Source organism: Dysgonomonas sp. Marseille-P4677 (assembly GCF_016652235.1).
GTDB lineage: Bacteria > Bacteroidota > Bacteroidia > Bacteroidales > Dysgonomonadaceae > Dysgonomonas.
In genome coordinates this window covers 122,295-138,732 of record NZ_JAEPKU010000001.1, presented here as the reverse complement: position 1 = coordinate 138,732, position 16,438 = coordinate 122,295, and the positions used below count along the sequence as shown (strand labels likewise).

The window sequence follows — 16,438 nt, the reverse complement described above, 5'->3', positions numbered from 1 at the left end:
AATATTGTATTTCGATTATCGCTTTTCTAAAAGAACGACATTCTCCACATGGTGTGTATGAGGAAACATATCTACCGGCTGCACTTTTGTAACTCTATATTTTTCATCTAATAGAGATAAGTCACGCGCCTGAGTAGCCGGATTACAGCTTACATAGACAATACGTTGTGGTTCGGCAAACAAAATAGATTGAATCACATCATCATGCATTCCTGCACGAGGTGGATCGGTAATAATCACATCTGGTCGCCCATGCTCATTTATGAAGTCCTGAGTAAGAATATCTTTCATATCACCGGCATAGAACAACGTATTGTGAATCTCATTATTCTTAGAATTGAATTTAGCATCTTCAATAGCATCTTCTACATACTCGATACCTACTACTTTCTTAGATTGACGAGCAATAAAGTTCGCAATTGTACCGGTACCTGTATAAAGATCATATACTAATTCATCTCCTGTCAATTGAGCAAAATCACGCGTTACTTTATATAGATTATATGCCTGTTCACTGTTTGTCTGATAAAATGATTTCGGCCCAATTTTAAACTTCAGCCCTTCCATTTCCTCGTAAATAAAATCATTACCCTTCCATGTCAATACTTCCTGATCGGTAATTGTATCATTCGCCTTTTGATTGACAATATAAAGTAAAGACGTTATTTGTGGAAACTCGTTGGCTATAGCATTTAAAAGATCTTCATGTTGCTGTTTTTCATTGTCATAAAACACAACAATAAGCATTAGTTCTCCGGTCGTAGATGTTCGCACAATAAGATTACGCATCAGTCCGCCCCTATTTCTCAAATCGAAAAAGGTATAGTTTTTATCATAACAATATTGACGGATGAAATTGCGAATCTGATTAGATACATCATCCTGTAACCAACACTTATTTATATCTAGAACCTTATCGAATGCACCCGGTATATGAAAGCCCAAAGCATTCATATTCATATCTGAAAAGCTCTCACCCGAACGGAGTTGCTCCAATGTCAGCCATTTTTTATTGGAAAATGTAAATTCCAGCTTATTTCTATAAAATTCTGTTTTATCCGAACCTAAGATAGGTTGTATTTCAGGTAGTTCTACCTTGCCGATCCGAGTAAGATTATCCGTTACCTGCTTTTGTTTAAACTTCAGTTGTTCTACATAAGGCAATATCTGCCATTTACAGCCGCCACAAATACCAAAATGCTCGCAAAAAGCCTCTACTCTATTAGGCGAGTAGGATATAAAACGAACGGGTTTTCCTTCTGCATATTTATTTTTCTTACGGGTAATCTGTAAATCGACTATATCGCCCGGCACAACATAGGGGATAAAAACGACAAGATCATCTATTTTTGCTATTGCCTTTCCTTCGGCAGCAATATCCACTATCTGCACATTCTCTATAAGAGGATGCTCTTTTTTCTTTCGGCCCATCGATGTTTTTTTAGTTTTCTTTTAGAATGGATGCAAAGATAGGGAATTAGTTATAAAATATAAATGAAGAACAATCAGTTTTAATATTGTTTACTCCTTATTTCGCATCTTTAATTCCTTAATCATCTTCACACAAACGAAAACAAGAAAAAGACCTATAACAATAATTACCCCCCATAAAAACACAGGTTTTTCTATCCACGAAAGCTCTCTCTTGGCTATATCATCACCCGATTGAATTTGTTCCAACCCAAGAGTGGAAACCACAGGTAAATCATTCGGGATATCTTTCCGAAAATGTTCTATATCGTAATCAGGCAGGATATTATTTCCTGTCTCAATATATAATCCATAGGACTTCCCTTCTTCAAGATAGGCGCATAGATAACGATTGAGTCCATAAACTCTGATACTATCTATAGAGAGTGGCAGATTATCATTATTTTCAATTTCTATCGGAATATCTTTATCCAATTTAAAATCGTTGATAAAAAACGTATTTTCACTTTTAGATGACAGATCAAACACGACACTGTTATGATTGGCTTTATCGACAATACGAGTTTGACGAAGATATTGAAATTTACTTTTCACTTTAAACTCCATCTTACTTATTCGATATGAACCTACTAGTGAAGGAAAGGTTATATATGTTTTCTTATCTTTAGAATTATCCGACAGATTGAATTCTTCTGTGAGAATCTCTGTAAACTGTCCGTAGATACTGGAGTTCTTAATCTTACCAACCCTTAATATTTTCAACGGACTCTTCTGATTGTTGGACAGAGTAATTTCATAATATTTGTAATTTCCTTGAGGTATATCGAGTATCATAATTTCATCACTCAGTTCTCTTTCATAGCCCAGATCAGATATCCTTGTTGCTTGTTTAACAATATACCACTGTTCCTCATCGTTACTGCCTCTCACTCTTGCATATTTAGTAACATCCGCGTTTTGTGCTACAATATAAAAATGAGAAATATTTTCTCCCTTATTATTATCTATAATCAGTATATTGAGACTATCTTTTACAATATTCTGTTTCAATGCATAATTCTCAAAACTACTTATTTCTTCCACCGGATTTACAGAACGAAGAAAATATGGAATCTCTTTACTATCCTTATCTCTGATTCTAATATCTGTCAATCTAAAATCCTCTGACAAACCGATTATTTCCTGACTTAATTTTACATTGTAATATCCACTTATTTCGACAGGTAAGATATCCGCCTTCCATATAGACTGAGCAAATATACCCGAAGTAATAAATAATAATATACATGTATATAGAGACTTCTTCATATTGTATTTTTTATTCTTGTTCCTTATTTTCTTTTTCTGCTATCTCAGTATCGTCCTTCATCAAAACTTTTATCTTTTGCTGAAGGAAAGAGACCAACAACAATATCACACCTAATACAACAAACGAAACTATTCTTCCTGTTTGCGACATATACCAGACATCGTAACCATAAAACTTAAGAATAATCAAACCGAAAAATATTAGTGATATTTTACGAAGTAATACTTCTTTTCCATTTAGCCCCCATATCATAAGTATCATTGCCAAAAATCCCCATAAAATCGGATAACCAAAAGTATGTACATCATACAACAAATCGAAATAATTATCTTCATATCCGAACAGAAGGATTACAACATGATCCAATTCGACACTTAATATCGCTACCGAAGATATGACTAATACCCAGCAAAACGGAGTAAACCAATCAGGAGACAAAGCCTTCACATTTTTCACCAATAAGTAAATAATATAGGCAACTGCCGGCAGGGACAAGAAGTGTAACAAAAAATAATTTGTACTGTACTCGCCATGATAAAAAATATCCATACGAAGATCTATGGCGACATAAGAATAAGCAACGGCATAAAGCAGAATTGCTAAAAACAGTAGTAAGAAGGTAAATGCACCGGATGCTAGTTTTTTCTTGTAAATAAAAGCTAATAATGCAATATAAACCGATGTGTAAGTAGCCAGAGCCAGATATCTGAAACTTGATGTAAGATCGGAATCGGTAAAACGCTCTAATTGATAATTAAGCTCCAGGTAAGGAACAACGAATGTAAGAATAACAACAAAAAAGCTGAAAATCTTAACAATACGGCCCACAGATATAAATCCAATGCCCCGAATCTCAATATCAGAGTGTGTATCTTCTTTCCTCAACAAAAATGAATTAATAACAAAACCCGCGATGACTACAATACCGGTAATACATATACGGTTAGTCAGTATAGGCAAAGTAGTATCGTAGGTGTAATTATGATTAATATCCATTATATATGATACTATTGTCAGCGCACTGATCAGTAAAAAGCCTGCACGGAATACATTAATCTGCGAACGTTGCCACAACCAAAGCAACAAAACAGCCTCGGCAGCCCAAAACATAGTTATCACGTGTCCACGCAATTGTATTGGAATTGCCAGACTGACGAATGTCATAACTACAGCAATGATAAGATATATAAGATTACGACTAACTTCGCTCTTCCTGAAAAGAGCCAACATAATAATCGCATTAACTACAGCTATAGCAATAGTTACAATACCTCTTACATCGTAAGCATAGTCATCGAATATATACAAACAGGCCAAAAATACGGACAGATTATTTGAGAGTATTAAGATCGCCTGATAGGCTGTAACCTTCTTGTCCGACTTGAAATGTTCTATAATAGCCAACAAATAAAACTGACAGAAGAAGAGTACAGCGAACAAGGTAGCTCCTCCAAATTGAGCATCGAACGATCTAATAGTCCATACCCAGAAGAAAATGAGAGTAAGTATATAGCTTATAATACCAATAATCCTCCATTTCTTGATAAGGGAGATAACCAACATACCCGAATTCAAAATAAAGAGGTATAAGAACAGTACGATATAGTTACCTGCACCTGTACTTATCATCAGTGGCGAAGCAAATCCACCCAATAAGGAAAAGATCGCCAATTCTTTACGATCGTAAAGCAGCGAAAGAATTACTGAACATATAGTAATAAAAATCAAAAGGATAAAAGCAACCGTTTGATTGAATAGCTCATATTCCCTAAATGCTAAGGTAATTGTAATGTAAAACACTGAAATTCCACCGCCTACCAAAATAGAAGAGAACACCTGATATTTCGATCTTAATTTATGTGCTATGCCTACTATCAACCCTCCCGTAAGTAGGCCTATTCCTACACGCCCGATTTCATTGATCCACTCCTGATCGATGGCGTATTTCACAAAGAAGGCAATACCGAGCACAAGCGTTATAATACCGACTTTACTAAGCCAGTTTTCACCTAATATCCGTTCAATAAAGTTCTTTTCTGATTCTTTATTGTAAATATTGACAAGCTCTTGCTCTACAGCAGATGAAGGCTCTTCGACTTCAAAGCGTTCTTCTTGCTGAGGATTAGAAATTGCTGCGAAAGAAGGAGATGTATCTTGCTGAGGATATACCTCCAATGATACCTTTTCAACTATTGGTTCTTTAATTGTTTCAGGTGTAACTACATTTTCTTCCTCGACTTCTTCTGTTTGCGGCTTTATAGCTACTTCAAGCGATTCCTCAATCACTTTATGCAGATGAATATCTTCAAGCGACTCGGCTTCTTCAACCTTCGGCTGTAACATGCTTCGGCTATTTTTCAACTTATCCAGAATATCCAATATCTTTTGAATATCTTCTTTCGATGCAGATAGGTGTTTCAATTCCTTAAAACCATTATTTACACCTTTGATTTCGCTCTTCAAGAAGCTCATATCTTTATTCATCAGACTTATCTTAACCAATATCACTATAGGCATAATAAATAGTGCTATAAGCACCATTACTAGTAGAAATATTAAAAACTCTTCCATGTTTGTGTATTATCGATGTATTTTGTGCTTAATACTTATTTTGTAAAAATACGTGATATATTCAACAATCAATCTTTTCAGAACAAAAAAATAAGCTACTGAACCCTAAACCGAGTCCAGTAGCTTAATTCTAAAGCAACAAATCGTATATATTATTCTTGTTCTGTTTCTTTCAACTCTTTCAATTCATCCAGACTCTTAAGTATCGATTTAATATTTTTGTCATATAGTTTTTTGTATGACCAGCAAGTGAAAATTATAGTAACTAAACCAATACATGCCATAAGCCCTCTCAAAGTGTAGTTCAAATTTAACTGTGCATATATGTAAGTAATACTCAGGAAGAGAATCGGTACAAATAATATCATCACCATCTTTTCTCTTTTAATCCATATATTATAGCCATTTGTATGCTTGATATTATTACTTATCGCTTTAAAAAAATCAATCCGTGTAAGCTTATAAATTTTCAATGCTTGCCAAATGATCAATAATATACATATTGGAATCATCGCCCATAAGAATATATTATATTCAGGCAAATCTATTTTGTTGTTGATACAATGCAATATTACAGGTATGACCAATAATACTATAATCAATCCTATCAGTTCGGCATTTATCAATTTATTTAACGATTTATCGGCTTTGGTATACAACATCTCTTTTATTATATTCTCATTAAATATCTCCTGCTTTTTTAACCGGTCGTCTAATAACAGCCATGTATCTTTTAATTCGTTTATTTCCATCTCTTTTTTAATCTTAAAGATTCGACATTTGTTTTAATTTTTCTTTAGACCGTTTCAGCTTTGTGGCCACATTACTGACAGATAATCCTGTTATATCAGCTATCTCCTGATACGACTTCTCTTCGAGCCAAAGTAGAATTATAGCGCGCTCTATTGATTTCAACTGATGAATAAGCCTATACATTTCTTTAATTCTTTCATTCGTATTTTCCGACTCTGCCAATGAGTTCTGCAATAAAGAAACAGATATTCCTTTGGGTCTGAGCATATCTTTTCGCAGACCAGATATACATGTATTCAAAGATATTCTATATATCCAGGTCGAAACTGAACTTTCGTTTCTGAAGCGAGGATAAGCCGACCAAAGATTACATACAACCTCTTGATATAAATCACTCATCAGAAGTTCATCGGAAACATAGAACGAACACACTTTATAGATAATGCGTTCATTGCTACGAATCATATCTACGAATGCTTTTTCCAAATCAACTTTAACTTTCATCAATCTGCTTTTTATATGTTAGTCGAAAAGAATCGATGAAAATGGCATTTATTAAATATTATTTTAAACAAAAAATCCCATAGCAGCTTTTACTATGGGATTTTTATTTATTTCTATTTTTAGTTTATTCTCCAATACTATCAAGCAGCTCATTTTCCTTTTTCTTATCTATATTCCTTACCACTTGCCCGTATATAACCAAAGCTACAGCCGAAATAAGCCCAATACCCACAAAAACATACCAAATATAATGAGCATTGACAGTCGCAGCAGCATATTCGGTTTGTGATGCAAACCCTTTCGGGTCGGGACAGTATCGCTCTAATAAGAACCCTGATAACCCGAATGCAAAGAGGTAAGAAAAAAATGAATGTAAATGGCTAAATCCGAGATAAAGACCCTCCTCTCCTTTAGGAGACTGTTTGGAGAAATACTCTAGGAATCTCGGAGAAATAAAACACTCAGCCAGAGCCTGCATAGCTATACCTACAATCATCATAAAGGCAATAGGATGCATGCCAAGAATATAATCGGCCCCTATTTGATTACCAAAAGACATTACTAATGCCGAAAATGGGATAATAAGCATGCCTATAGTCATTGACGCCAAAGCCGTCCGTCTTTTCATAAACGAGGTTATGAAATTAACGCAAACAAAAACCACAAGAGGATTTACATTAGCATACCATCCGGGAGAAGCCCCCTCGCCTATCATACGTATTACATACTTGGGCATAGTTGCATACATCTGGCTTTGAATCATCCAGAATCCACTAATTATTAATATCAAGGCTATCAAACGTCCGTTCATACACACTTTTAAGAGTGCATGTCCTATTTCGCCAAAACTTTTGCCTTTCCCCTCTGTCTTTACAGACTTATAAAAAAAGAATACTGCAATCAAAGCGATCAAAGTCATCGATGCAGAAAAGAAATTCAAATAAACCAGCCCTTCATCTCCCATACTGCGGCGTAAAGGGTCAACAACTGTTTTACCCGTAAAAGCACCTATATTTACCATCATATAGAAGATAGCGTAACCTCTGGCTCTGTTTTCGGATGTTGTTTCACGAGCTACGGTTCCCGATATAACAGCCTTGATAAAAGCTCCACCAATCACAATCAGCACCAATATGGGAGCAATAGACCAGCGAAGATAACTCGATTCCAGTCCTGTAAACGTGGTAGTCATATCATAGCTCACAAGCCCGGCACTTTGAAGCAAAGTAGGTAAAACGCCTAGTCCAGCATAGCCGACTGTAAGCAATGAGAAAGCAAGTATTATGGATGACCTGAATCCTATTTTATCGGCATATGCACCTGCAAATGTTGGTAGAAAATAGAGCATAGCCGAGAATATACCGGATATGAATCCTGCTTCGATATCAGAGAAGCCCCAAACATTTGACAAATAAAGTGTTATTACAATAAATACGGCATAGTAAGCCAGTCGCTCAAGTAATTCGACAGAATTGGCGACCCAAAAAGCCTTAGAGAATTTAGTCATTAGAAAATTATAGAATTGTTAAAATTAAACGAACAGCTACAAAAATAAGAAAATAATCTGGTTTCCAAAACCTATTAACTTTATAGTAATATGTCAATTAGCCTTTTTCAGCTCGATACAGAAAGTTGTACCGACGCCTACAACTGAGCTTTTTACATATATGTGACCTTTATGGTAGGAATCTATAATACGCTTAGCTAAAGATAACCCTAGCCCCCAACCCCTTGCTTTTGTTGTATATCCGGGATTAAAAACTGTTCGAAATTTGGATTTGGGAATACCTTTTCCCGTATCTTGTATATCAATACTCAATACTTTACCCTTGTCGGCTAAGGTATATATTATTTTCCCCTGCCCCCCCATTGCATCCACAGCATTTTTAGTCAAATTCTCAAATACCCAACTTAGAAGGGGCTCGCTCACTTTTGCATAAAGAGGCACATCTGGTAATTGTAACTCAAAAATCACTTTTTTAGATATTCTTTTTTCAAGATAACTTATTGCTTGAACAATAATATCTGCAATATCCTTTTCTTCTAGAGCCGGTGCAGAACCTATCTTTGAGAAACGATCGGTTATCATTTGTAATCGATTCACATCTTTTTCCATATCAGAAACAATCGCTGCATCTACCTCTTTCAATTTGAGATATTCCAGCCATGCCAACAAGGAAGATATAGGTGTGCCTAACTGATGAGCTGTTTCTTTTGAAAGCCCTACCCACAAACGATCCTGTTCCATTTTCATAGTAGAGAACAGGGCAAAGAATGCTATTATCATAAAGAGGAGAAGAACACCCAACTGAACATAAGGATATAACTGTAAACGCTTTAACGTATACGAATCGTCATAATACACATATTGGTCGAAATCTTCGACCTCTATAATAATTGGAGGATGTTTTTTCTCAAATTGAATTGCCTTTTCTCTCAAAAAGTCCTGCTCGTTCGTTTCGGGTAAGTCTATATTGTTCGATGTATAAAAATTATCTTTCTTATCGTATAAGATCACAGGAATTGTAGTGTTATTATTAAGCACCTGAACAACAAGGATCATATTCAGGTTTTCAACATTACTTGCCATCTCCTTGGTTGCTTCGGCCCATATTTCAATCTTATTACGCTCTTCTTTAGACAAGTCTGTCACCAAAGAATGAGAAACAACAAGCGAGCCGCAAACTATTATTGCAGCGACGATAATAAAGAGATACCTCAATAAAAGCCCGTTATTCTCAAACAATTTCATGCAATAAAGATAGCAGTTTTTATTTCTCAGATTGTTTCTGACTAAAGATTTAATAGCCTGCAAAACAAAAAGACTTATATACCGATAGTTCAATATATAAGTCTCTTTAGAATAACTATAAAGCCTTAACGTAATTATTTAATTTCGTTCAACAGGTCTGTTTTACCTTCATTTACAAGTTTCAGGATAAGTTCACCGAAAAGAGTATTTTGCCATGCAAACCATGAACGTGTAAAATTCTTAGGATCGTCTTTATGAAACGATTCGTGCATAAATCCGGTATCAGCATCGGTATCAAGCAGCATCTTTACACATGCTTGAATCTCTTTATCGTCCTGACTCGTGAAAGCTTTCATCATAATACTCATCGGCCATACCATATCGTAACCAATATGAGGTCCTCCAATACCTTCTCCAGCTTTTCCTTTAAAGAAATAAGGGTTATCTTGACTCCAAACAAATTTACGTGTATTTTGGTAAATAGGATCATTTACATCTACATCGCCAAGATAAGCCGAAGAAAGCAAACTTGGTGCATTAGAATCATCCATTAGATATTTATTTCCAAAGCCATCTACTTCGAACGCATAAATAGTACCATATTTTGGATGATTGAATGTTGCATGTTTTTTCAATGCAGTTTCTACCTCCTGAGCAAGATCGGTACATTCTTTAGCCAAAGCCGGTTTATTATTTACTGCTGTTAATATCTCGGCTGCTTTCCTCAAAGATGTCACAGCAAAAAGATTAGATGGTACAAGGAATTGGAATGTTGTAGCATCATCCGAAGGACGGAAGCAAGAAACAATTAGTCCAACAGGATTTACAGGGTTGCCAAGTCCGCCATTATTCAATGTATCAAGCTGACGATCTGTTACTCGTAAAAACTTATACGGGCCAACACCATCTTTACGTTGTTGCTCTTTGAATGTTTGTAATATCAATGTAATAGCTTGTAGCCACTCTTCATCAAATACGGAAGTATCTCCTGTAGTTTTCCAGTAATGATAAGCCAAACGCAAAGGATAGCAAAGAGAATCGATTTCCCATTTACGTTCATGCAATTCCAATTTCATATCAGTTCCATCAGACATCCATTGGTGATCCGGATTAGGATCGTGCGGATCTAAAAAAGCGTTTGCATAAGGATCGATAATGATACATTTAAACTGACGGCGAATTGTTCCGGCAAGCATTGCTTTCAACTCAGGATCATTATTAGCCAATTGTACATAAGGCCATACCTGAGCTCCTGAATCGCGCAACCACATAGCGTGGATATCTCCTGTATAAACAACCGTATCGTCTTTACCATCCGTTTTACGGTAACGCACTGTTGTATCCAGCGTATTAGGGAAACAGTTTTCAAACATCCATGCAAGTTTAGGATTAGTCAGAAGTTTCTTTACACGTACGATTTCGCTTTCTACAGCTTTAGAAGTAAAAAGACGATCTTTTATTGCAGGACGGTTACTCTTGTAGGGAGCCGGCGTGCTAATTGCAGTATTATCCTGCACTAAAGCTATTGGTTCAGAAGCATTGGCACTTCCTCCTATCAATAGTGCGGCAATCATTGCACACGCACTAACATAACATTTTCTCATTTCTTAGTATTTGTATATTTATTTAAAATTTATTTACCCCTTACTTTATTCCTGCCATACGACCATACATTTCTATCATAGCCGCCTGAGTAAGCAACCATTTTTTATCGTCTTTTTGTTCTCCGGTCCAGTCTACATTAAACAAGCCATTATTATCGCGGGTATGTGTCCATGCATAATCAAGGCTTTTCTGAAAAGAATCCAAATATGTCTTATTGTTATCCAAATTGTATAGCTCTATATATCCACGAAGCATAACGGCAATAAACCATACATCGCTTCTTTTTAATATTTTAAAAGATTGCCCTTCAGCAGTCGTGAAATCTTGAAAGAAATAATCATGTCCTGATTTCGCTATATTTTCAGCATCGGTCAGATATTCTTTATTATTTGTCAATTTATACAGCAAAGCGGCAGCTTGTAACATTTGACCACTATTGTATGGGTATTTAGCTTTACCAATCTTTCCTTCCAGATTTACATTATCAAAATAAAGATAATCTGACGGATCCTGCAACTCTTTTTTAGTCCATTCATATAAGTTTTTTCCTTGTTCGAAATATAGACTATCTCTAGTTGCCATAAAAAGCTTTAATGCAAAGACCGATCCAGGAGCATTAGAACATGTGTTTTTAGATTTTTTTTTCTGTTCGCACCAATATATTCCACCTCCAAGCTTCTCATCGATTCCGCTTGCAACAAAATCCCATATAAGTTTTGCCTTATTTAGATATTTCTCGTCGTTTGTTAACATATATGTATCAGTAAAGTCTATTCCCAACCAGACATTATCATCATAAAAACGGTCCGACTCCGGTGCTGAATTTATATATGAAGAATATCCAAATGGTGTTCTTTTCTGATCAAAATATTCTTCCAGACCCGGCAAAACTTTTGTATCTAAAATAACTTGATATTGCTTATCTCCGGATGTCTCAAACATTGCATTTACAGCAGAGAAGGTTCCCGAATAAGGCCATAAGTAAGAATACTGGTTTGGTATATTTTTCTGATCTTCCGATGCCAAATAAGAAGCTGTATACTTATCATCGAACGGATAGTTTTCGCGAAGCAAATTTGTATTTGCCACCGAATAATGACTGTATAACGAATCAAGTGTAATATGTGCTCTTTCCAGATCACTATTTATACTTTTCCCTTCTCCTTTTGGTGTACAGTTCAGGAGGGTTACAGCGCAAACAAACAACACTAAAAGATATCTTTTATTCATGGTTATAAAGGTTTAAATCTAATAATAAAATTGAACACTACAAATTTAAATTAATTCAGAATAAAAGTAAATCATTGAAAATAGATCTCAATGCTAAGTCTTAATACTAGACTACATTGTCCGAAATATATACTACAGCACACACACCAAAATAGGCTTTTAAAGACAAGAGTTAATACTTATTTTCATATCTTTGTCATATTCGTATACTCAGGAACTAGCAAATAAAGTCATGAAAAAGCCCTTATATTATATCTTGTATATTATTTTGCCTTTCATATATTTTGAAAACATTAATGCATTTAATTTAAGACAGATTTCGAATAGAGACGGCTTATCCAACAGTGCAATATTATCTATCTGCCAAGATAATGATGGGTTTATGTGGTTTGGCTCATGTGACGGGCTAAATATGTTCAATGGTATAAACATACAAGTATACAAGCCAACTAATAATGAAAATAAACTATCGGGAAATCTTATTGAGAATATTATTGAAGCAGAGAATGGGATACTATGGGTATATACTAATTATGGGCTAGACAGATTTGACAAGAAAAGAAGAGCTATAGAATCTTTCAATCAATTTAAGGGGCAATACTTTATTCAAAAAGACAGAGATAATAATATATTCATTATAAAAGAGGATAACTGTATATACTATTACCATAAAGCAACAAAATCTTTCAAAAAAATAGTATTGAAAGGGTTGGTATATGAGAGCATTATAAATATTACTATTACCTCCGACAATCTATTATGGATATTCACAAAAAATAGTTATAATCAAAGTTATAAAATTAACATCGGAGACGATGGAGACATACATCTTACGCTGGCTCACCGACTGGAGCATAACAACAGTATTCTATATTGCCTGCACGAAAAGGGCAAGAACGATGTCATCTATTTTATAGACAATACTCGTACCCTTTACGAATACCATCTGATTGAAAAGAAAAAATATTATATTACTAATCTGAGCCAAAAAATAGAGCAAAATGGAGAGATTACGTCTATTGTAAAATATCATAACGATTTTTTCATCGGATTCAAGACAAACGGACTTTTACGTTTGAAGAACGTACCGGATAAGGAACAAAACTATATAGCCGAGGATATTGGTATAAAATGCGGAATATTTTGTCTTCTAAAGGACAAGTATCAAGATTTACTCTGGATAGGCACAGATGGACAAGGGGTATACATGTACTCTAATAATACATACTCCATTAAATCGGTATTATTTAATACATTCACTAACAAAATTGAGAAACCAGCTAGAGCTTTGTATTTAGATAAAGAACAATCTTTATGGATAGGAACCAAAGGTGACGGCATACTTAAGTTTCAAAATTACACACCTGACAAACCATTATCTGATATTCCGGTAAAATACTATACTGCCGAGAATAGCACTTTAAAAGATAACTCAATTTTTACTTTTGCAAAAAGCAGCAGGAATATACTATGGATAGGAGGTGAAAACGGGATCAATTACTACTCCTATAAAGATAAAGAAATAAGAAATATAGAAGCTAATGTAGATGGTGTACCTATAAAATACGTACATGCAATACATGAAGCAAACGATACGACACTATGGATTGCAACGGTAGGTACAGGAATTGTTAAAGCAAAAATATCCGGTTCGGAAAATTCTCCTACATTGAAAGGTACAAATAGGCTTACAATTCATGGAGCAAAGGGTATGTATAACTTTTTCTTTACATTATACAAAGAAAACGAGACTGCCATCTGGTTTGGCAACAGAGGCTATGGTGCAATCCGAGTAGACACCCGAGACTTGAGTACATCCACCTTACTATTGGATAATTCAGGAAATAATCAAACATTAAATGATATATTCTCTATAGTCAAAGATTCAAATGACAACTTCTGGTTCGGTACTAGCTTTGGCCTTGTAAAACACACTAAAAATGGAGAAAATGTAATATATAACGAAGCGAACGGTTTTCCCAATAATACAATACATGGAATACTCAAGGACTCTAAGAACAACCTTTGGTTGAGTACAAATAATGGAATTGTAAAATTCGATACCGAGAATGAAGATTTCCAGGTTTATAATAATTTAAATGGGTTACAGGTTACTGAATTCAGTGATGGAGCATCTTTTTATGACGAAACAACTGCTACTATCTTTTTTGGAGGAATCAATGGATTCGTATCCTTTACCGAAACAGAAACACCTCAGCAGGAATATCTACCTAAGATATATTTTGATAATCTTTCTATATTTGGAAAAGAAAAGAATATATCCGATTTTATCGAAAATAGGCACGATAGGAATATCCTCAATTTGAATTATAACCAAAACTTCTTTTCTATTTCATTCACTGCTCTGGATTATATTAATGGGAATAATTACTCCTACTTCTACAAACTGGATAACCTAGGTACACAATGGATAGAAAACGGTTCATCAAATAGTGCCTCTTTTACTAATCTATCCCCGGGAACATACACTTTATCCATCAAATACAAGAATAGACTTACAGGAAACGAAAGCCCCGCATACTCCATTACTATAAAAATACTTCCTCCATGGTACATGTCGTGGTGGGCTTATGTTATATATATATTAGCTATATTTGCCTGTATTACACTACTTATAAAAACGATGATCGAAAAAGATCGAAAAAGGAAATTAGAGACACTAAAAAAAATCAAACAACAACATCAGGAAGAAGTATATGAATCGAAACTCAGCTTTTTCACAAATATAGCCCACGAATTCTGCACACCTCTTACCCTAATTTACGGACCTTGCGACCGTATCTTATCACATAGTGGCTCTGATCGGTTTGTAAGAAAATATACACAGTTAATTCAGCGTAATGCTGAAAGACTCAACGACCTTATTCAAGACCTGATCGAATTTAGAAGAATTGAGACCGGCAATAAATTACCTCAAATAGAAAGCCTGCAAATTGCAGCCATAGTAAATGATATAAGCAGCTCATTCTACGATCTATCCGAGTCAAATAATATTGAATTCATTTGCAATATTAGTGAACCTCTTATTTGGAATTCCGATAAGGGATTTATATATACCATCATAACTAATCTAGTATCCAACGCCTTCAAATATACGCCGGTTGATGGACAAATACGAATAGATGTGGCTATTCAAGACGGAATCCTACAAATAATAGTATGCAATACGGGAAAAGGGATCAAAGAGAAAGACCTGAATCATATATTCGACCGATACAGCATCCTAGACAACTTTGAGAATCAGGATGTCAAAAATAACTCATCGCGTAATGGTCTGGGATTGGCAATATGTAATAGTATGGTGAAACTACTAGGAGGAACTATTAAGGTTAATAGCGAACTAAATAAAGAAACAGAGTTTATTGTCTCTTTACCTGAAAAAGAAGTATCAATCGCCCAGAATGAGATAAATAATATTTATCCTGAATTAAACCGGAGGAAAGACTATGAACCCTCAATCGAATTACCCGAATATGAGTTTGACAAATCAAAACCTACTATACTGATTATAGATGACGACATAGAAATTCTTTGGTTTATAAATGAAATATTTGCTAATGAGTATAATACAATCCCTGTAAACAAACCATTGGAAGTAGAAAACATTTTATTAAAGATGCATCCCGACATTATTATATGTGATGTAATGATGCCTGCAATAGATGGTATAGCTTTGGCCAAAACAATAAAAGCAGACAAGAAAACTGCTCACATACCGATGATACTTGTCTCCGCAAAACATGCAGTAGAAGAGCAAATAGAGGGCCTTGCGTCAGGGGCAGAGATGTATATTACCAAGCCATTCAACGTTGACTATTTAGCTACATCGGTAAAACACCTCATTTCAAGGAAGGAGACATTGAAGGACTACTTCCATTCACCTTTAAGTGCTTATGACCTTTCTGAAGGTAAAATGACTCATAAAGAAAATACTAAGTTTATACAAGACATCCTCGATATCATCGAGAAGAACATTACAAACAAGAAGCTATCTGCTCAATTTATAGCTGATGAGCTAAATATGAGTCCTCGCCACCTTTATAGAAAATTGAGTGAAATCAATAGTGATAGTCCGACTGATATGATTAAAGATAGTAGATTGCATATCGCCCGCAATTTACTCATTAATACAAAACTAACTATTGATGAGATTATATATAAATCGGGATTCTCTAATAGAGCAACCTTCTTTCGGTCATTTTCACAGAAATTTGGATGTACCCCTAAAGAATATAGGGATAAGGAGATATCCGATCTATAAA

10 protein-coding genes are annotated in these 16,438 nt (G+C 35.0%); 1 reads left to right on the top strand and 9 read right to left on the bottom strand.

The features are described from left to right. Positions 1–15 precede the first annotated feature (15 nt). From rlmD to JGH11_RS00605, 9 genes are all read right to left on the bottom strand, one after another. The gene (gene rlmD, locus JGH11_RS00645) at positions 16–1,431 is read right to left on the bottom strand and encodes a 23S rRNA (uracil(1939)-C(5))-methyltransferase RlmD (RefSeq protein ID WP_201109621.1); all 1,416 of its coding nucleotides are present in this window, start codon (positions 1,429–1,431) and stop codon (positions 16–18) included. A 90-nt stretch (positions 1,432–1,521) separates the two neighbouring features. Further along, positions 1,522–2,739 (bottom strand): hypothetical protein, encoded by a 1,218-nt coding sequence (locus JGH11_RS00640; protein WP_201109620.1) that lies wholly within the window; start codon positions 2,737–2,739, stop codon positions 1,522–1,524. A gap of 10 nt (positions 2,740–2,749) precedes the next feature. Next, on the bottom strand, positions 2,750–5,311 hold the full coding sequence (locus tag JGH11_RS00635; protein WP_201109619.1) for a DUF2339 domain-containing protein: 2,562 nt from the start codon (positions 5,309–5,311) through the stop codon (positions 2,750–2,752). A gap of 152 nt (positions 5,312–5,463) precedes the next feature. Next, positions 5,464–6,063, bottom strand: coding sequence for a hypothetical protein (locus JGH11_RS00630; protein WP_201109618.1), 600 nt, complete (start codon positions 6,061–6,063; stop codon positions 5,464–5,466). Positions 6,064–6,076: 13 nt separating this feature from the next. Beyond that, the gene (locus JGH11_RS00625; protein WP_201109617.1) at positions 6,077–6,568 is read right to left on the bottom strand and encodes an RNA polymerase sigma factor; all 492 of its coding nucleotides are present in this window, start codon (positions 6,566–6,568) and stop codon (positions 6,077–6,079) included. A gap of 124 nt (positions 6,569–6,692) precedes the next feature. After that, positions 6,693–8,075 carry an MFS transporter gene (locus JGH11_RS00620; RefSeq protein WP_201109616.1) on the bottom strand — a complete coding sequence of 461 codons (1,383 nt, stop codon included), beginning with the start codon at positions 8,073–8,075 and terminating at the stop codon, positions 6,693–6,695. 93 nt (positions 8,076–8,168) lie between these two features. Continuing rightward, the gene (locus tag JGH11_RS00615; protein WP_201109615.1) at positions 8,169–9,320 is read right to left on the bottom strand and encodes a HAMP domain-containing sensor histidine kinase; all 1,152 of its coding nucleotides are present in this window, start codon (positions 9,318–9,320) and stop codon (positions 8,169–8,171) included. A gap of 134 nt (positions 9,321–9,454) precedes the next feature. Next, positions 9,455–10,894, bottom strand: a complete 1,440-nt coding sequence (locus JGH11_RS00610) for a glycoside hydrolase family 125 protein (RefSeq protein WP_370567545.1) — start codon at positions 10,892–10,894, stop codon at positions 9,455–9,457. Between the two features lie 70 nt (positions 10,895–10,964). Beyond that, positions 10,965–12,155, bottom strand: a complete 1,191-nt coding sequence (locus tag JGH11_RS00605; RefSeq protein WP_201109613.1) for a glycoside hydrolase family 76 protein — start codon at positions 12,153–12,155, stop codon at positions 10,965–10,967. Between the two features lie 232 nt (positions 12,156–12,387). Here JGH11_RS00605 and JGH11_RS00600 point away from each other — a divergent pair, with 232 nt between their 5' ends. Further along, a complete protein-coding gene (locus tag JGH11_RS00600) occupies positions 12,388–16,437 on the top strand; it encodes a two-component regulator propeller domain-containing protein (RefSeq protein ID WP_201109612.1) in 4,050 nt (1,349 codons plus the stop codon). Position 16,438 lies beyond the last annotated feature (1 nt).